Below are 18,052 nucleotides of genomic sequence, written 5' to 3' on the forward strand. Positions count from 1 at the left end.
GAGAAGCGCCAGCGCTTCGAAGACTGACGTTCGCCACCTGCGTCGGCCGCAACCGGTGTCGGTGCGAGCGTCGAAAAAAATCAGAACACCGGCGTCTCTCGGTAGGTGCCCCAGACGTCCTTCAGGGTCTCGATCAGGTCGCCCATGGTCGCGCCGGAGCGGACCAGCTCGATCGTGATCGGCATGATGTTCTGGGACGGGTCCCTGGCCGTCTCCACGAGCTGTTGCAGCAGCAGGTCGAACTTCACCGGGTCGCGCTCCCGGCGCACGCGCTGGGTCCGGGCGCATTGGCGCTCGGCGGTGGAGTGGTCGTAGGGGTGGGTCTCGATCTTGGGGTCGGGCATGCCGTCCACGAGGCGGTTGACGCCGATCACCGGCTTCTCGCCCGATTGCTTGCGCAAAGCCGTCTCGTAGGCGAAGTCGGCGATGTTCTTCTGGAACCAGCCCTCCTCGATCAGCTTGAGGGTGCCGCCGCGCTCCTCGACCTCGGCCAGGATCTCGAAAATTTTGGTCTCGTACTCCGTCGTCAGGGATTCGACGTAGTAGGAGCCGCCCAGCGGATCGGTGACCTGGGTGACGTTGGTCTCCTCCGCGATCACCTGCTGGGTGCGGAGCGCCATGCGCATCGCGTCCTCGGTGGGGATGGCGAAGGCCTCGTCGTAGCCGTTGGTGTGGAGGGACTGGCAGCCGCCGAGCACGGCGGCCAGCGCCTGCATCGAGGTGCGCACCACGTTGACCATGTATTGCGGCTTGGTCAGCGAGGCGGCGGCCGTCTGGCAGTGGAAGCGCAGGCGCATCGATTCCGGGTTCTCGGCCCCGAAGCGCTCCTTCATGATCTTGGCGTAGCAGCGGCGCAGGGCCCGGAACTTGGCGACCTCCTCGAAGAAGTCCGCCTGGCAGACGAAGAAGAAGGCCAGCCGCGGGGCGAATTCGTCCACCTTCATCCCGGTCTTCAGCACCTCCTCGACGTAGACGACGAGGTTGGCCAGCGTGAAGGCCGCCTCGTGCAGGGGCGAGGAGCCGGCCTCCGAGATGTGGTAGCCCGAGATGTTGATCGGGTTGTAGCGCTTCATGTTCTTGGCGCAGTAGGTGATGCAGTCCCGCACGATCCGCACCGAGGGCGCGACGGGGAAGACGTACTCCTTCTGCGCCATGTACTCCTTGAGGATGTCGGCCTGGACCGTGCCCGAGAGCTTGTCGAGGTCGTAGCCGCGCTTCTCCGCCAGCACGATGTACATCGCGAGCAGGATCCAGGCGGAGGGGTTGATGGTCATCGACACGGAGATTTTTTCCAGGTCGATGCCGTCGAACAGGGCCTCCATGTCGGCGAGCGTGTCGATGGCCACGCCCTCGCGGCCGACCTCGCCCTCGCTCATCGGATGGTCGGAATCGTAGCCCATCAGGGTCGGCATATCGAAGTCGGTCGAGATGCCGGTCTGGCCTTGGGCGATCAGGTACTTGAAGCGCTTGTTGGTGTCCTCGCCGGTGCCGAAGCCGGCGATCTGGCGCATGGTCCAGTTCCGCGAGCGGTACATCGTCGGGTAGGGGCCGCGGGTGAAGGGGTAGCGCCCCGGCAGGCCGATATCCTCGATCGGCGTCTGCGCCGCGTCCGCCGCGGTGTAGACGCGCTTGACCGGGAAATCGCCGAGCGTGAAGAACGCCTCCTTGCGCTCGGCCTGCTTCATGAGGAAGGCGGCGACCTCCTTCTGCTCCCAGTCGGCGACTTCCGAGCGGATGGCCTCGACGGTTTTTGGGTCGATGATGCTGGTCATGGGGATGCTCCCGGTCCGAGCGTCTCTTCGAGGAGGGTCGCGGCAAGGGTGTAGGGGTCGCTTTCGCGCAGGCTCAGGCGCTCGGCCAGCGGCCCGGCGCGCTCGGCGGATGCCGCCTGGAAGCGCTGGATCAGCAGGTTCTCGGCGGTCTTCTCCAGGCGGAAGCGGGCCACCGCGAGGCGGCGGCGCACGCCCGTCTCCGTCTCGAAGAAGACCCGGCGATGGGCCTCGATCTTGGCGATCAGCGCCTCGAAGCCCTCGCCCTTGTAGGCGCTGATGCCGAGCACCGGGATCTGCCAGTCCTGGCGCCTGGTGGTGAGGGCACCCAGCGTCAGCATCGACTTCAGGTCGGTCAGCGTGCGGTTGGCGTCGCTCCGGTCGCATTTCGAGACGACGTGGATGTCGGCGATCTCGAGGATGCCGGCCTTGATCGCCTGGATCTCGTCCCCGAGCCCCGGGGCCGAGACCACGATTGTGGTGTGGGACGCCTTGGCGATCTCGACCTCGTCCTGGCCGACGCCCACCGTCTCGATGATGATCGTGTCGAAGCCGGCCACGTCCAGGATGTCGACGGCGTCCAGCGCCGCCCGCGCCATGCCGCCCATGGAGCCGCGGGTCGCCATGCTGCGGATGTAGACGCCCGTGTCCAGGACGTGGTCGGCCATGCGGATGCGGTCGCCGAGGATCGCGCCGCCGGAATACGGGCTCGACGGGTCGATGGCGACGATGCCGACCTTCTGGCCGGCCTTGCGCAGGTGGGCGGTGAGGCTCGCCACCATGGTGGACTTGCCGCTGCCCGGCACGCCGGTGAGCCCGACCACGTGGGCACGGCCCGCGCGGGCGTAGATCCGGGCGAGCGCCGGGCGCGCCTCGGGAGAGGCGGCTTCGGCCCGCGAGATCAGCCGGCCGATCGCCGGCACCGTGCCGGCGGCCACCCGCTCCACGAGGTCGAGGGAGGGGACGCGGCTCATGCGTCGGCCCCGGCCGCGATCTGCGCGTGCATCTCGCGGAATACGTCGCGGTCGTCGACCACGCGGCGGGCCTTGAAGTCGGTGCGCGGCAGGGTGTTCGGCTCCAGGATCTCGGCCTGGGCGCGCAGGCCGAGCAGCTTCTGGAGCTTGTGGCAGGTCTCGCGGCGGAACTGCTCCACCGCCTCGGGCCCGCGGGAGAACACCGTGGAATCGGCCTCGACGCGCAGGAGCAGCTCGTCCATCGCCGCCTGCCGAGTGATGACGATGCGGTGCTCGCCGCCGTAGCCCGCGGTCTCGTTCAGGGCCGCGTCGATCTCGCTCGGGTAGACGTTCTCGCCGCGGATCGTGAACATGTCGTCGATCCGCCCGAAGATGCCCTGGGGCAGCAGCGGGTAGGTGCGCCCGCAGGGCGTCGGCCCGTTTGTCCAGAGGGTGAGGTCGCCCGATGCCAGCCGGATCATCGGCTGCGAGGTGCGCTCCAGGTGGGTGTAGACCGGGGTGCCCCGTTGCCCGTAGGGGACGCGACGCATCGAGGCGGGGTCGCAGACCTCGGTGTAGACCACGTCCTGCCAGCACAGCATGCCCTCGGTCTCGGCGCTGCCGGCGACGTTCATGAAGGGCGACATCTCGGCCATGGAGCCGCAATCGTAGACCTTGGCGTCGAAGGCCTCGGCGATGCGGTCGCGCACGCCCGGGATCGAGGCGCCGGGCTCGCCGGAGAAGAACAGGTAGCGCAGGCCGAACCGGCGCGGATCGAGGCCCTCGGCACGCGCCGTCTCGGCCAGGTGCAGGGCGTAGGTCGGGGTGCCGTAGAAGCCGGCGGGCTTCAGGCTGTCGAGCCACTGGGCGCAGCGCGCCGTCATGCCCGGCGCGCCGGCCCCGAACGGGAACGCCTTGGCCCCGAGCCGCTCGGCGCCCGCGAGCGCGCCCCAGCTTCCCATGTAGAGGCTGAGGATGGCGGCGATGCAGATCATGTCGCCGGGCCGCATCCCCATGCCCCACATGATCCGGGCGTGGGCGTTGGCGATGGCGTTCCAGTCGCCCCGGCCGATGGCGAAGGCGGTGGGGCGGCCGGTGGTGCCGCTGGTGCCGTGGATGTGGAAGATCTCGCGGTCGGGCACGCAGAGGTAGTCGCCGAAGGGCGGCGCGGCGCCCTGCGAGGCGCGCAGTTCCGCCTTCGTCACCACGGGCACCCGGTCCTCGAAATCCTCGAGCGAGCGGAGCTGGTCCGGGTGGAAGCCGACCTCGTCCCAGCGGCGCCTGTAGAACGGCGCGTTGGCGTAGGCGTAGGCGCAGACCTCGCGAAGCCGCAGCAGGATCGCGGCCTCGCGCTCGGTGGCCGGCATGGTTTCGCGCTTCGGGAACCAGTAGCGGCTGCCCTCGGGCGGCAGGTAGCCGTCGTCGTAGGAGGGCGGGAAGGACCAGGCTTCCATCGTGGCGACCCTTCGCGTGTCAAATCGGCGTGTCGAACCAGCGTTTCGGGGGGCTCAGCGCTCGCCGCGCTCTTCGACCAGGCGCTTGAGCGTGGCGACGATCTCGTCCGGCGGGGTGTCCTGGAGCAGCACTTCCCGCACGCCCATCTCCTTGATCGCGGCCACGTCCTCGTCGGGCATGACGCCGCCGGCGATGACGATGAGGTCGTCCGCGCCCTGGTCGCCCAGCAGCTTGAAGATCTTGGGGAAGACGGTGAGCTGGACGCCCGACAGCAGGCTCACGCCCAGCACGTCCACGTCCTCCTGGATCGCCGCGGTGACGACCTCCTCCGGGGTCCGATGCAGGCCGGAATAGATCACGTCCATCCCGGCGTCGCGCAGGGTGCGAGCCACCACCTTCACCCCGCGGTCGTGGCCGTCGAGACCGACCTTCGCCAAGAGCACGCGGATCGGCTGGCTCACACGGACCTCCCTTATTGAATTCCGAATTCTTTAAGGCGTAAATCGTGGTCCCGATGCCGTCAAGGGGAATTTTTGGTGCATTGCCGTAGAACATTTGCATCGCAAACAGTCTACGGGCGTCTGCGCGCGGCATGCTTTGCAATCGTCTAAGGTGTAGTGCGATTTAAGCGTGGGTGGATTACGAAGGTCGTCGCGAATCAGTCAATCGTCGGCCGTCGGAGGTGACACAGTCGTCGGCGTGACCGTAGCGCGGTGCCGATCCACGGTGTTCGATGCACTGGATCGCGTTCGATCTGCGTCCTCATCCCCGTGCCGGATACGGAACTCGATAGGCCGGCTTCGGCGATGCCCGGTTCTGACCCGCGGTCTGCGTCATGCCCTCCGCCGCGCCGGCATGCAGCGATGTCCGGAGGTCCCCTCCGGGCATCACCCAAAATCTCGGGACGGGAGACCAATGGGAGTCCCGCGTCGGGCCCGGTCCTACCGGTTCACCAGCTTGGCCGGGTTGGCGAAGACCAGCACCGCGCCCACGACCAGGGTCGCGCCGAGCACCATCACCCCGTTGCCGGTGTTGCCGGTGGCGTCCTTCACCCAGCCCAGCAGGTAGGGGCTGACGAAGCCCGCCACGCTGCCGACGGAGTTGGCGACCGCCAGCCCCATCGCCGCCGCGGCCCCGCTGAGGATCGCGGGGGCGAGCGTGTAGAATTGCGGGATGCAGGTCAGCATCCCCATGGCGCCCACGGTCAGGGCGGCGAGCGCCAGCACCGTGTTCTGGGCGACCAGGACGCTCAAGGCCAGGCCGACCGCCCCGACGAGGGCCGGCAGCGCCAGGTGCCAGCGGCGCTCGCGCATCCGGTCGGAACTGCGGCCGACGAGGATCATGGCGATGAGCGCGCCCGTGTAGGGGATCGCGGTCAGCAGGCCGACGTCGAGCGGGTCCTTCACCCCGCTGTCCTTGATGATGGTCGGCAGCCAGAAGCTGATGCCGTAGAGCCCCATGGTGAAGAAGAAATAGGTGCAGGACAGGAGCCAGACCCGGCCGCTGGTCAGCCCCTCGCGGGCCGAATGCAGCGGCTTCTCCCGCGCCTCGGAGGCCACGTCGGCCTTGATCTGCGCCTTCTCCTCGGCGTTGAGCCACTTGGCCGAATCGATGTCGTCGGCGAGGTAGAAGAAGCAGATCACCCCGAGCACCACCGCGAGCAGGCCCTCGATCAGGAACATCCACTGCCAGCCGGCCAACCCCCCGGACTGGTGGAAGGCGGTCATGATCCAGCCCGAGAGCGGGCCGCCGATCATGCCGGAGAGCGGGATGCCGCCGAGGAACATGGCCGAGGCCTTGCCGCGATGCGTCGCGGGGAACCAGATCGTCAGGTAGTAGATGATCGCCGGGATGAAGCCGGCCTCCGCGACGCCGAGCAGGAAGCGCAGGAGGTAGAAGCTCGTGGGCGAGGTGACGAACATCATCGCCGCCGAGACCAGCCCCCAGGTGACCATGATCCGGCCGATCCAGACCCGCGCGCCGACGCGGACCATGACCATGTTGCTCGGCACCTCGAACAGGGCGTAGCCGATGAAGAACACGCCCGCGCCCAGCCCGTAGACGCTCTCGCTGAACTTGAGGTCGGACAGCATCTGCAGCTTGGCGAAGCCGACGTTGACGCGGTCGAGATAGGCCGCGACGTAGCAGAGCAGCAGGAACGGGATCAGGCGGCGCAGGAGCTTGGCGTAGACGGCGGCGCGCGCCGGCGCCTCGGCGACCGGCGCCAGGGCAAGACCACGGGTCATGGCGGTTCTCCCGATTTCTTGGTGGTTGCCGGAGGCTTTGGCGCGGCCGGCTTTTCTTGTTGCCGGGCCGCTTCACGACACGGAATGCTGCTTCAATCCGATCCCGGCACGCGACCCGCGACAGAGGCGGGCCACGACCAACGTTTCGGGGCGCCGAATTTTTCGGAATTCAGTACTCGGAACGCAGGCTGCAGAACGCTTGTGCTTCTGTCAAGCGCCGATCATATTGCTGCGCAACAAGATTTCGGCCGTGCTGAGCTTCGGCCGGCAGGTTTCGGCGGGGGAGCGGGGTTGGAGACTCTCGAGCAATCGGCGAGCCTGGTGGACCAGGCCTACAGCGTCATCCTCGATGCCCTCTGCGACGGGACCCTGAAGCCCGGCGAGCGCCTGACCCAGGAGGACATCGCCGCGCGCCTCAACGTCTCGCGCCAGCCCGTCACCCATGCGCTGGCCGTGCTGAAGGCGCAGGGCTTCCTGCAGCAATCGGGCCGGCGCGGGCTGATGGTGACCTCGGTCGAGCCCGACTTCTTCCAGGCGATCTACCAGTTCCGCTCGGCGGTGGAGCCCCTGGCGGTGAGCCTGGCGACGCAGCGCCTGACCAAGCAGGCGATCCTGCGCGGGCGCTCCCTGGTGGAGCACGGGCGCAACCTCGTCGTGGCCGGCGACACGCGGGCGAGCCTCCAGGCGGACATGGACTACCACGCCTTCATCTACGACCTGTCGGGCAACCCGATCATCGGCGAGACCATGCGCCTGCACTGGCTGCACCTGCGCCGGGCCATGGGCAAGGTGCTGCGCTATCCCGGCATGTCGATCGCGGTCTGGCAGGAGCACAGCCGCATCCTGGAGCGGATGATCTTCGGGGACGCGGCGGGCGCCGCCGACCTGATGCGCCGCCACGTGGTGGACGCCTTCGAGCGGGTGAAGATCGACATCGCCCCGCCGCCGTAACGCTGAGATGGCGGGCTCACCCCGCCGCCTGCGCCGCCATCGCCTCGAACACCAGGGCGTGGCGGCCCGCCAGGGCCGCGATGTCGTCGGTGTAGCCGCCGCCGATCACCGCCACGAGGGGGATGCCCCGGGCCCGCGCCTGCGCGACGACGGTGCGGTCCCGGGCCGCGAGGCCATCGTCGGTGAGCGACAGGCGCCCGAGCCGGTCGTCCCGGTGCGGGTCGACGCCGGCGTTGTAGAACACCAGGTCCGGGCGCAGGGCGTCCAGCAGCGGCGGCAGGCGGGCGGAAAGCACCGCGAGGTACTCCGCATCGCCCAGCCGGTCGGGCAGCCCGACGTCGAGGTCGCCCGCGATCTTGCGGGGCGGATAGTTCGCCTCGCAATGGATCGAGAGGGTGAACAGGTCCGGCGATCGGCTGAGGCAATCGGCCGTGCCGTCGCCCTGGTGCACGTCGAGGTCCACCACGAGCGCCCGACCGATCGCGCCCTCGGCCTGGAGGGCGCGCGCGGCCACCGCCACGTCGTTGAAGACGCAGAAGCCGGCCCCTTGCGTGCGCCGGGCATGGTGGCTGCCGCCGGCCGTGCTGCCGGCGAGCCCCCCGGCGAGCGCGAGGCGGGCCGCGAGCAGGGTGCCGCCGACGGAGGCGCAGGAGCGGGCGACCAGCGGCGGCGTGACGGGCAGGCCGATATCCTTCTCGACCGCCCGCGGCACCGCGCCGCCGAGCACGGCCGCGACGTAGGCCGGATCGTGGGCGAGCGTGAGCAGGTCGGCGCCGGCCGGCTGCGGCGTGGCGAAGCCGCGCGGGGCGAGACCGCGCGCAAGAAGTGTCTCGGCGAGGCGCCCGTACTTCCCCATGGGGAAGCGGTGCCCCTCGGGCAGGGGGGCCTCGAAGGCCGGATGGAAGACGATCGGCGGGATCATCCGGCCGACCGTCCGCCCGCCGCGTCCACTGGTCCCCGCATCGTCCCGATCCCGCCCGGCCGCTTTGAGACCCGCTGTCATACGGCTGAAATGCCGGGCCTGTTAGGGGCGCATCGTCGCCCCCGCCCGACCGGCGGCGGACCGGTTTCCCGCCGTCGTACGGCGATCCGAGGACGAGGCCCCGCATGGACCTTGAAGCCGCCGGCCCCGCCCTGGCCCTGTCGCTCTGCGGGCTCCTCACCCTGCTCAACCTCGCGAGCCTGTGGGTCACGGGCCGGCGCATCGGCCGGCGGATCGAGGCTTCGACCTTCCCGGCGGGAGCCCCCGTCTCCCTGGTCCGCCCGGTCTGCGGCCTGGAGACCTTCAGCGAGGAGACGCTCACCCGGGGGTTCCGCCTCGACTATCCCGATTACGAGATCGTCTTCTGCGTGGCGGATGCCGCCGACCCGATCCTGCCCCTGCTGCACCAGCTGATCGCGGCGCACCCGCGGGTCGCGGCCCGCATCGTCGTCGGCGACGAGCGCGTCAGCGACAACCCGAAGCTCAACAACTGCGTGCGCGGCTGGGAGGCGGCCCGCCACGACTGGATCGTGCTGGCCGATTCGAACGTCCTGATGCCGGCCGACTACCTCCAGCGGATGCAGGCCGCGTGGCGGGCGGAGACGGGCCTCGTCTGCTCCACGCCGATCGGGGCGCGACCGGAGGGGTTCTGGGCCGAGGTGGAATGCGCCTTCCTCAACACCCTCCAGGCGCGCTGGCAATATACCGGCGAGGCCCTCGGCCTCGGCTTCGCCCAGGGCAAGAGCATGCTCTGGCACAGGCCCTTCCTCGACGCGCGGGGCGGCATCCGGGCGCTCGCCTCCGAGATCGCCGAGGATGCGGCGGCGACCAAGCTGGTGAGGGCGGCCGGCCGGCAGGTCCACCTCGTGGCGGCGCCCTTCGAGCAGCCGCTCGGCGCGCGCCGGCCGGGGGAGGTGTGGGCGCGGCAACTGCGCTGGGCGCGCCTGCGCCGGGTCACGTTCCCCCTGTTCTTCGCCCCCGAGATCGTCAGCGGCGCCCTGCTGCCGTTCCTGCTCGCGGGGCTGGCCGCCGGAACGCCGGCAGCCGCCGCGATGCTGGCCCTGATGGCGGCAGCCTCCTACGCGGCCGAGTACCGGCTGGCGGTGCGGGCCGGCTGGCACCGCTCGCCGCGCCTGCTCCTGGCCTTCCTGGTGCGCGACGCCCTGATCCCCCTGGTCTGGGGCCGGGCCTGGATGCGCGACGCCGTGGTCTGGCGCGGCAACAGCATGGACATCCGCCCCAAGGCGACGGGCCGCCTGCGCCCGCGGCCGAGCGCCGCCTGAGGCCGGATACCGATGGGCGCCCCAGCAAAAAGGCCCCGCCGGAGGGCGGGGCCTTTCGCATGTTGCGGTGCCTGACGACGCCGGATCAGCGTCGCGGGGCCGGGGCCGGGGCGTCGAGGTCCGCGAAGATGTCGCGGTCCTTGGTCTCGGGCACCAGGAACAGGCCGATGATCACCGTCGCGACCGCGATCACGATCGGGTACCAGAGGCCGTAATAGATGTCGCCGGTCTGGGCCACCATGGCGAAGGCGGTGGCCGGCAGCAGGCCGCCGAACCAGCCGTTGCCGATGTGGTAGGGCAGCGACATCGAGGTGTAGCGGATGCGGGTCGGGAAGAGTTCGACCAGCATCGCCGCGATCGGCCCGTAGACCATGGTCACGAACAGGACCAGGACGAACAGCAGCCCGATCACGCTCGCCACCTGGGGCCGGAAGATGTCGAAGGGGTTCGACATCTTGACGATCCCGGCATCGTTCGCCTTCGGATAGCCGGCGGTCTGGAGGGCGGTGGTGGTGGCCTTCTGGAAGTCCGCGGCCGGGCTTCCGACCGGGAACGGCACGGCCATGTCGTTGACCTTGACCACGGTCGGCTGGCCCGCGGGGCCGGCTTCGGTGGCGTACTTCACCGAGGACTTCGACAGGAAGTCGCGGGCTAGGTCGCAGGGTGCGGAGAACACGCGGGTGCCCACCGGGTTGAACAGGTTGCCGCACTCCTTCGGATCGGCCACCACCGTGACCTTCACCTGTTCGATGGCCTGTTCCAGCTTCGGGTTGGCGTTGGCCGTGATGGCCTTGAACACCGGGAAGAAGCTCACCGCCGCGATGGCGCAGCCCGCCAGGATGATCGGCTTGCGGCCGATCTTGTCCGAGAGCCAGCCGAACACCACGAAGAAGCCGGTGCCGAGCAGGAGCGACCACGCGATCAGGAGGTTGGCGGTGTAGCCGTCGACCTTCAGGATCGATTGCAGGAAGAACAGCGCGTAGAACTGGCCCGTGTACCAGACCACGCCCTGGCCCGCGACGAGGCCGAACAGGGCGATCAGCACGATCTTGGCGTTGCCCCACTGGCCGAAGGCTTCGGTCAGCGGCGCCTTCGAGGTCTTGCCCTCGTCCTTCATCTTCTGGAAGGCGGGGGATTCGGAGAGCTGGAGCCTGATCCAGACCGAGATGCCGAGCAGCAGCACCGAGACCAGGAACGGGATGCGCCAGCCCCACTCGCGGAAGGCCTCCTCCCCGGTGAAGGAGCGGGTCGCGAGGATGACCAGCAGCGAGAGGAACAGGCCGAGCGTGGCCGTGGTCTGAATCCAGCTCGTGTAGAACCCGCGCCGGCCGTTGGGGGCGTGCTCGGCGACGTAGGTCGCCGCGCCGCCGTACTCGCCGCCGAGCGCCAGGCCCTGAGCCAAGCGCAGGACGATCAGGATGATCGGGGCGGCGATGCCGATGGTGGCGGCGTTGGGCAGGATGCCGACGATGAAGGTCGACAGGCCCATGATCAGGATGGTGACGAGGAAGGTGTACTTGCGGCCGACGAGGTCGCCGACGCGCCCGAAGACCAGGGCGCCGAAGGGACGCACGATGAAGCCCGCGGCGAAGGCCAGGAGGGCGAAGATGTCCCGCGTGGCCGGCGGGTAGGCCGAGAAGAACTGGGCGCCGATGATCGCGGCGAGCGAGCCGTAGAGGTAGAAGTCGTACCACTCGAACACCGTGCCGAGGGACGAGGCGAAGATCACGCGCTTCTCGGCCGATGTCATCGGCCGCGCGGCGTCTCCGGCCCGCGGTACTGCGGTTGCCACAGCCATAACTTGGAGTCTCCCTGTATCCGTCCTGCCGCGAGGCCTTCGGCCTTCGATTGCGGGCCGCGCTCGGCGCGTCCCGTCTCCGCGCCATCCCATGCGCGGTCACGATAGCGTTACCGCAAGGAACGCCTTTGCCCAACAGGGAAAACGCGGCCGGACCCGGCCTTCAACACACTGTTAACCGGTCCCTCCGACCTCACCGCCGGCCCCGGAACGCGCGAAGGGCGCGGCCGAGGCCGCGCCCTTCGCATCCTGCGATCCTGAGGCCTCGGACGCCTCAGTGCGCGTGGGCGCCAGAGGCCCCGATGCCGGTCTCGGAGCGCACGAACTGCGCCTCGAAGGCCGCCCGCTCCCGGTCCGCGCGCCGCGACTTGTCCAGCGTGGAGACCACGTAGATCGTGGCGAAAGCCAGCGGCATCGAGAACAGGGCCGGGTTGTCGTAGGGGAAGATTGCCATGGCGTGGCCCAGCGTCACGACCCAGACGGCCTTGGACAGCACGACCATCGTCACCGCCGAGACCAGCCCGACGAGGCCGCCGAGCAGCGCCCCCCAGGTGGTGGTGCCCCGCCACAGGATCGACATGGCCAGAACCGGGAAGTTGCAGCTCGCCGCCACCGAGAAGGCCAGGCCCACCATGAAGGCCACGTTCTGGTTCTCGAAGACGTAGCCGAGGTAGATCGCCACGATGCCGATCACCACCGCCGCGATCTTCGAGAGGTTGACCTCGCGCGCATCGGTGGTGCGCCCGCGGGCGATCACCTGGGCGTAGAGGTCGTGGCTCACGGCCGAGGCGCCGGCCAGGGTCAGCCCGGCCACCACCGCGAGGATGGTCGCGAAGGCCACCGCCGAGATGAAGCCGAGGAAGTACGGGCCGCCGACCGCGTTGGCGAGGTTGACCGCGACCATGTTGGTGCCGCCGAGCATGTCCTTGAGCTTGTCGAAGGCCCCGGCCGGGCCGAGCTTGAAGTAGGTCGGGTCCGACATCAGCAGGGCGATGCCGCCGAAGCCGATGATGAAGGTGAGGATGTAGAAGTAGCCGATCAGGCCGGTGGCGTAGAACACCGACTTGCGCGCGGCCTGCGCGTCCGAGACCGTGAAGAAGCGCATCAGGATGTGCGGCAGCCCGGCGGTGCCGAACATCAGGCCGACGCCCAGCGAGATCGCCTCGATCGGGTTCGAGACGAGGCCGCCCGGCGCCATGATGGCGTCGCCCTTCGGGTGGGTGGCCACCGCCGAGGCGAACAGTTTTTCTGGATTGAAGCCGTACTTGTAGAGCACGGCGCCCGCCATGAAGGTCGCGCCGCCGAGCAGCAGGCAGGCCTTGATGACCTGGACCCAGGTGGTGGCCTTCATGCCGCCGAAGGCGACGTAGACGATCATCAGCACGCCGACGATGACCACGGCGTAGAGGTAGGGCAGGCCGAACAGGAGCTGGATCAGCTTACCCGCGCCGACCATCTGCGCGATCAGGTAGAAGGCCACCACGACCAGCGTGCCGGTCGCCGAGATGATGCGGATCGAGGTCTGGTCGAGGCGGAAGCTCGCCACATCCGCGAAGGTGAACTTGCCGAGGTTGCGCAGGCGCTCGGCGATCAGGAACAGCACGATCGGCCAGCCGACGAGGAAGCCGGTCGAGTAGATCAGCCCGTCGAAGCCCGAGGTGTAGACGAGGCCCGAGATGCCGAGGAACGAGGCCGCCGACATGTAGTCGCCGGCGATCGCCAGCGAATTGGTGCCGGCCGAGATGCCGCCGCCGGCCGCATAGAAGTCGGCGGCCGACTTCGTGCCCATCGCCGCCTTGTAGGTGATGCCCAGGGTGAACAGCACGAAGAACATGAACATGCCGATGGCCGGCCAGTTCGTGGCCTGCTGCTGCACGGCGCCGAGGTCGGGGCCGGCGGCGAGCGCCGGGCCGGCGAGGAGGATCGCCGCGAGGAGGATGCTGGCGCGGATCATTGTCCGAGGCTCCGCTTGAGTTCGGCCGAGAGCGCGTCGTAGCGGGTGTTGGCGCGCACGACGTAGAGGCCGGTGAGGAGGAAGGCGAAGAGGATGACGCCGACGCCCATGAACAGGCCGAGCGAGGCGGTGCCGCCGACCTTCACGGCCAGCAGTTCCTTGTCGAAGGCGATCAGGCCGATGAAGCCGAAATAGACCACCAGCATCAGGCCGGTGAGGATCAGGCCGAAGCCCGTGCGCTCGCGGACGAGCTGCTGGAAGACGGGGCTCTTCACGACCCTGTCGTTGAGGGAGCCCGGCTCAAGGGTACTGGGTCTCGGGGCGCCGGGCGCGGGACGGCCGTCGAGGCCGCGTGTGGTGACGGACATGGGGGTTTCCTCCGATGAAGGGGCCCGTGGGATCGGGTCCGCCTTCCGGTCGTTGTCGGCGACGTTTTTTGATGTTGGGGGCGGGCGCCGCACGGGCACCCGCCTCGACGGGCGGGCTCGTCGCCCGCGCCTTCTCGGAGACCGAACCTAGCCGGCGCGGTTCTGGCGGTTTTCGATCAGGTCTTCCACGACCGCCGGCTCGGCGAGCGTCGAGGTGTCGCCGAGCGAGGAGAAGTCGTCCTCGGCGATCTTGCGCAGGATGCGGCGCATGATCTTGCCCGAGCGGGTCTTGGGCAGGCCCGGCGCGAACTGGATCAGGTCCGGCGAGGCGATCGGCCCGATGTCCTTGCGGACCCAGGTCACGAGTTCCTTGCGCAGGGCGTCGTCGCCCTCCTCGCCCTCGTTGAGGGTGACGTAGGCGTAGATGCCCTGGCCCTTGAGGGTGTGGGGGTAGCCCACCACCGCGGCCTCGGCGACCTTGGCGTGGGCGACCAGCGAGGATTCGACCTCGGCGGTGCCCATGCGGTGGCCCGAGACGTTGATGACGTCGTCCACCCGGCCGGTGATCCAGTAATAGCCGTCCTCGTCGCGCCGCGCCCCGTCGCCGGTGAAGTACTTGCCGGGATAGGTCGAGAAGTAGGTCTGCTCGAAGCGCTCGTGGTCGCCGTAGACGGTGCGCATCTGCCCCGGCCAGGAATCGCCGATGCAGAGGTTGCCCTCGCAGGGGCCCTCCAGGACCTTGCCCTCGGCGTCCACCATCAGCGGCTGGACCCCGAAGAACGGCCGCGTGGCCGAGCCCGGCTTGAGCTTGGTCGCGCCCGGCAAGGGCGTGATCAGGATGCCGCCGGTCTCGGTCTGCCACCAGGTGTCCACGATGGCGCAGCGCGAGTCGCCCACCACCCGGTAGTACCAGTCCCAGGCTTCCGGGTTGATCGGCTCGCCGACCGAACCGAGGACGCGCAGGCTCGCCCGCGAGGTCTTCTTCACCGGGCCCTCGCCGCCGCCCATGAGCGAGCGGATCGCGGTCGGCGCCGTGTAGAAGATGTTGACCTTGTGCTTGTCCACCACGTCCCAGAACCGGGAGTTCGACGGGTAGCTCGGGATGCCCTCGAACATCAGCGTGGTCGCGCCGTTGGCGAGCGGCCCGTAGACGATGTAGCTGTGGCCCGTGACCCAGCCCACGTCGGCCGTGCACCAGTAGACCTCGCCCTCGCGGTAATCGAAGACGTATTGGTGCGTCATCGAGGCGTAGACGAGGTAGCCGCCGGTGGTGTGGACCACGCCCTTGGGCTGGCCGGTGGAGCCCGAGGTATAGAGGATGAAGAGCGGGTGCTCGGCCTCGACGGGCTCGGCCGGGCAGTCGTCGGTCACCTGCTCGGCGGCCTCGTGGTAATAGACGTCCCGGCCCGGCTCCATCGCCACGTCCGAGCCGGTGCGGCGCACGACGATCACGTGGTCCACCGCGTCCTTGCCCAGCCGGCCGATGGCGGCGTCGACGTTGGCCTTCAGCGGCACCTTGCGGCCGCCGCGCAGGCCCTCGTCGGCGGTGATGACGATCTTCGAGGTGCAGCCCTCGATGCGCGAGGCCAGCGAATCGGGCGAGAAGCCGCCGAAGACGATGGAGTGCACGGCGCCGAGCCGCGCGCAGGCGAGCATGGCGTAGGCGGCCTCGGGGATCATCGGCAGGTAGATCGTCACCCGGTCGCCCTTCGAGACGCCGCGGTTGCGCAGCACGTTGGCCATGCGGCCGACCTGCGCGTGCAGCTCCCGGTAGGTGATGTGCTTCGACTCGTTGGGGTCGTCGCCCTCCCAGATGATGGCGGTCTGGTCGCCGCGGGTCTCGAGGTGGCGGTCCACGCAGTTGTAGGCGACGTTGGTCCTGCCGTCCTCGAACCACTTGATCGAGACCTGGCCCGGCTCGAAGCTGGTGTCCTTCACCTTCGAGAACGGCGTCATCCAGTCGATGCGCTTGCCGTGCTCGCCCCAGAACGCTTCCGGGTTCTCGACCGACGCCTTGTACATCTCCTGGTACTTGGCATCGTCGACGTGGGCGCCCGTGCGCCAGGAATCCTGCACCGCGACGACTTTTTCCATCACGTTTCTTCCCTGATCGGTGCCCGGTCGTATCGCGGGCCATCCGCGCAGCCGGGGCTTCCAATGATTTCATAGTCCCGGCGGCGGAAGCCGCAAGCGCCCCGCACTCCGCTTTTGGTCCACCGCGCCGTGCCGTGCCGCCCGGAGCCCATGGCGCGGGCGTCCGAGCAGAGGCGTTTCGAGGTGCGCGTCTCCGCGAGCGGTATTTAGATTGAGCGCAATGCAGTTGGATTGGCGCGACGGCCCGGACCTGTCAAGCCGGGGTCCGTGGACGATCCAGGCTCTTGCGCAGGGCATCCGGCGACCTCGGGCAGTGCCGTGCGGGCCGTGTCCGCGAGGAGAAATACGGGCGTTTCCTGCATCGCCCGCAGCTTCGCGGCGGGCCGGGAATGCTGGGAACGTCAGTGTCCGGCGGTCTTCGCGATAGAGCGGTTCGCGCTAACAAAGCAGGAGCTTTGTATACGGGCGCGGCCCGAAACGTCCGTCAGGCGCTCATCGCCCGCCGGCCGGGGAGCAGGATCTCAACCAGGGTGCCTTCGTCCTTGCGGCTGGAGATCAGCAGCTGGCCGTGGTTGGCCTCGACCAGGGCCCGCGTCAGGGGCAGGCCGAGGCCGCGACCGTCCGTCCGCTGGCCGGAGGCCGCCCCGTCGCGAAACGGTTCGAGGGCGGCGGCGACCTCGTCCGCCGACATGCCGGCGCCGGTGTCGCGCACCCGCAGGGCCACCGCCCCGCGCTCGGCCGGCATGGTCGAGACGATGACCTGGCCGCCCGCGCCGGTGAGGCGGATCGCGTTGGCGATCACGGTGGAGGCGGCGCGGCTGAGGGAGGGCTCGTCCGCCTCCAGCAGGGCGAGATCGGGGGAGAAGCTCGTGCGCAGCACGATGTGCCCGCTCGCCGCCTGCGCCTGCAGGCGCTCGACGCAACCGGCGACGAGGTCGTTGAGGGCGAGCGGCCCGACGGTCATCGCCAGGCCCCCCGCCTCGATCGCGGCGAGGTCGACGAGGTCGGAAAGGAGGCCCAGCACGTGCTCGCCGGACGCCCTGATCTCGTGCAGGCAACCCCGCTGGCGCCCGTCGCCCAGCGGCCCGAGCCGCTCCGCCTCCATCGCCTCGGCGAGCCCTACGATGCCGGTGACGGGCGGGCGGATCTCCCCGGCGAACCGGGCGAAGGACGCGGACCGGTCGCGCGCGGGCGGGGCGGGCTCCGTGGCGCGCAGCACCGCCACGCGCCGGCCCTCGGAGCCGGCCTGCGCGATGCGCAGGGTGAGGGCCGCGCCCCGGACCGAGACCGGGACGGGATCGGAGCCCGGAACCCGCAGGGCCGTCCGCAGGGCCTCCCCGGTCTGCGCCTCGAACAGGCCGGCGAAGGCGTTGCCGACCACTTCGCGGGGGGCGCAGGCGAACAGGGCCGCCGCGCTCCGGTTGAGGGCGAGCACGCGGCCGGCGCCGTCGATGGTGACGATGCCGTCCTCCAGGGCGTCCAGCGTGCCCGCGGCCTCCGCCGCATGGGCATCGCGAAAGCTGCGGGCGATGCGCTCGGCGGCCCGTTCGCGGGCCGGGTCGTCCTCGCTCGCCTCATGCAGGAGCAGGCTGGTGGCCGGCGCGCCCTGCCAGGGCAGGCGCCCGCGCCGCACCGCGACCGGGCGGCTGCGCCCGTCCGCGGTCTTGAGCAGGACGGGTGCGTCGATTGCCGGCTCGTCCGGCCGCCCGGGGGGCAGGCGCGGGAACAGCCGGTCGATCCCGGCCTGGGCCAACGCGGCGAGGTCCGAAAAACCGGTCAGGTCGAGGAGGCGGCGGTTGGCCGCCAGGATGCCGTCGCCCCGATGGATCAGGATCGCCGCCGGAAGCCCTTCGAGGATCGCGGCGGGATCGACGCCCGCCTCGGCCGGTCCCATTCTGGTTCCGGGAAACGGCATCACCGCGCCCCCCGCCGCCCGCGGCAGGGCGGGCTCGGCCGGATCGGCCTCGGGCGCCGCCTCGTCGCCGGCATAGCGCGCGCCAAGGGCGCGGGCGATCTCGCGGAAGGCCGCGTGCTCGGTGACGGAGAGGTCCGAGGCCGGATCGGTCCGGGCCGCCTCCGCCGCCTCAGACAGGGTTTTTTCCAACTCCGGGGGCGGGGGAGGCGCGTGGACGGGGTCGGTTTCGGAGGGCGGGGCGACGCCAGGTTCCGTCGGGACTCCTCCGGCATCGTCGGCAACGC

13 protein-coding genes are annotated in these 18,052 nt (G+C 69.8%); 2 read left to right on the forward strand and 11 right to left on the reverse strand.

Features of this window, described 5'->3' with window-relative positions:
- Positions 1-80: 80 nt before the first annotated feature.
- From COGEMETH_RS18425 to COGEMETH_RS18445, 5 genes are all read right to left on the reverse strand, one after another.
- Positions 81-1,772: a methylmalonyl-CoA mutase family protein gene (locus COGEMETH_RS18425; protein WP_238184062.1), complete on the reverse strand. Its 1,692-nt coding sequence runs from the start codon at positions 1,770-1,772 to the stop codon at positions 81-83.
- Complete coding sequence (gene meaB, locus COGEMETH_RS18430; RefSeq protein WP_238184063.1) at positions 1,769-2,743, reverse strand: methylmalonyl Co-A mutase-associated GTPase MeaB; 975 nt, start codon at positions 2,741-2,743, stop codon at positions 1,769-1,771. The genes COGEMETH_RS18425 and meaB overlap by 4 nt, the downstream gene beginning before the upstream one ends.
- Positions 2,740-4,176: a phenylacetate--CoA ligase family protein gene (locus COGEMETH_RS18435; protein ID WP_238184064.1), complete on the reverse strand. Its 1,437-nt coding sequence runs from the start codon at positions 4,174-4,176 to the stop codon at positions 2,740-2,742. The genes meaB and COGEMETH_RS18435 overlap by 4 nt, the downstream gene beginning before the upstream one ends.
- Before the next feature lie 54 nt (positions 4,177-4,230).
- Positions 4,231-4,638 (reverse strand): cobalamin B12-binding domain-containing protein, encoded by a 408-nt coding sequence (locus COGEMETH_RS18440; protein ID WP_238184065.1) that lies wholly within the window; start codon positions 4,636-4,638, stop codon positions 4,231-4,233.
- A 480-nt stretch (positions 4,639-5,118) separates the two neighbouring features.
- Complete coding sequence (locus tag COGEMETH_RS18445; RefSeq protein ID WP_238184066.1) at positions 5,119-6,423, reverse strand: MFS transporter; 1,305 nt, start codon at positions 6,421-6,423, stop codon at positions 5,119-5,121.
- A 291-nt stretch (positions 6,424-6,714) separates the two neighbouring features.
- Between COGEMETH_RS18445 and COGEMETH_RS18450 the strand changes: the two genes are divergently transcribed.
- On the forward strand, positions 6,715-7,374 hold the full coding sequence (locus tag COGEMETH_RS18450) for a GntR family transcriptional regulator (protein ID WP_238184067.1): 660 nt from the start codon (positions 6,715-6,717) through the stop codon (positions 7,372-7,374).
- A 16-nt stretch (positions 7,375-7,390) separates the two neighbouring features.
- Here the strand turns inward: COGEMETH_RS18450 and COGEMETH_RS18455 are convergent, their stop codons facing one another.
- Positions 7,391-8,296, reverse strand: a complete 906-nt coding sequence (locus COGEMETH_RS18455; RefSeq protein ID WP_238184068.1) for a histone deacetylase family protein — start codon at positions 8,294-8,296, stop codon at positions 7,391-7,393.
- 185 nt (positions 8,297-8,481) lie between these two features.
- On the opposite strand from COGEMETH_RS18455, the gene COGEMETH_RS18460 reads away from it, so the two are divergent.
- Positions 8,482-9,639: a ceramide glucosyltransferase gene (locus tag COGEMETH_RS18460; protein ID WP_238184069.1), complete on the forward strand. Its 1,158-nt coding sequence runs from the start codon at positions 8,482-8,484 to the stop codon at positions 9,637-9,639.
- An 85-nt stretch (positions 9,640-9,724) separates the two neighbouring features.
- On the opposite strand, the gene COGEMETH_RS18465 is transcribed toward COGEMETH_RS18460, so the two are convergent.
- The 5 genes from COGEMETH_RS18465 to COGEMETH_RS18485 form a co-directional block, all read right to left on the reverse strand.
- Entirely contained in the window at positions 9,725-11,437 is a 1,713-nt protein-coding gene (locus COGEMETH_RS18465) for an MFS transporter (RefSeq protein WP_238184070.1), read from the reverse strand.
- A gap of 274 nt (positions 11,438-11,711) precedes the next feature.
- Entirely contained in the window at positions 11,712-13,391 is a 1,680-nt protein-coding gene (locus COGEMETH_RS18470; protein ID WP_238184071.1) for a cation acetate symporter, read from the reverse strand.
- Positions 13,388-13,759, reverse strand: a complete 372-nt coding sequence (locus COGEMETH_RS18475; RefSeq protein ID WP_238184072.1) for a DUF485 domain-containing protein — start codon at positions 13,757-13,759, stop codon at positions 13,388-13,390. The genes COGEMETH_RS18470 and COGEMETH_RS18475 overlap by 4 nt, the downstream gene beginning before the upstream one ends.
- A 147-nt stretch (positions 13,760-13,906) precedes the next feature.
- Positions 13,907-15,856: an acetate--CoA ligase gene (gene acs, locus COGEMETH_RS18480; protein WP_238184073.1), complete on the reverse strand. Its 1,950-nt coding sequence runs from the start codon at positions 15,854-15,856 to the stop codon at positions 13,907-13,909.
- Between the two features lie 481 nt (positions 15,857-16,337).
- On the reverse strand, positions 16,338-18,052 hold a 1,715-nt coding region (locus COGEMETH_RS18485), incomplete at its 5' end, for a PAS domain-containing sensor histidine kinase (RefSeq protein WP_238184074.1).

Source organism: Methylobacterium trifolii, from assembly GCF_022179685.1.
Classification (GTDB): Bacteria; Pseudomonadota; Alphaproteobacteria; order Rhizobiales; family Beijerinckiaceae; genus Methylobacterium; species Methylobacterium trifolii.

Coding starts and splice junctions, on each gene's coding strand:
- COGEMETH_RS18470 (WP_238184071.1), bottom strand. CDS start 13,391: ATGATCCGCGCCAGCATCCTCCTCGCGGCGATCCTCCTCGCCGGCCCG.
- meaB (WP_238184063.1), bottom strand. CDS start 2,743: ATGAGCCGCGTCCCCTCCCTCGACCTCGTGGAGCGGGTGGCCGCCGGC.
- COGEMETH_RS18455 (WP_238184068.1), bottom strand. CDS start 8,296: ATGATCCCGCCGATCGTCTTCCATCCGGCCTTCGAGGCCCCCCTGCCC.
- COGEMETH_RS18425 (WP_238184062.1), bottom strand. CDS start 1,772: ATGACCAGCATCATCGACCCAAAAACCGTCGAGGCCATCCGCTCGGAA.
- COGEMETH_RS18465 (WP_238184070.1), bottom strand. CDS start 11,437: ATGGCTGTGGCAACCGCAGTACCGCGGGCCGGAGACGCCGCGCGGCCG.
- COGEMETH_RS18475 (WP_238184072.1), bottom strand. CDS start 13,759: ATGTCCGTCACCACACGCGGCCTCGACGGCCGTCCCGCGCCCGGCGCC.
- COGEMETH_RS18445 (WP_238184066.1), bottom strand. CDS start 6,423: ATGACCCGTGGTCTTGCCCTGGCGCCGGTCGCCGAGGCGCCGGCGCGC.
- COGEMETH_RS18460 (WP_238184069.1), top strand. CDS start 8,482: ATGGACCTTGAAGCCGCCGGCCCCGCCCTGGCCCTGTCGCTCTGCGGG.
- COGEMETH_RS18435 (WP_238184064.1), bottom strand. CDS start 4,176: ATGGAAGCCTGGTCCTTCCCGCCCTCCTACGACGACGGCTACCTGCCG.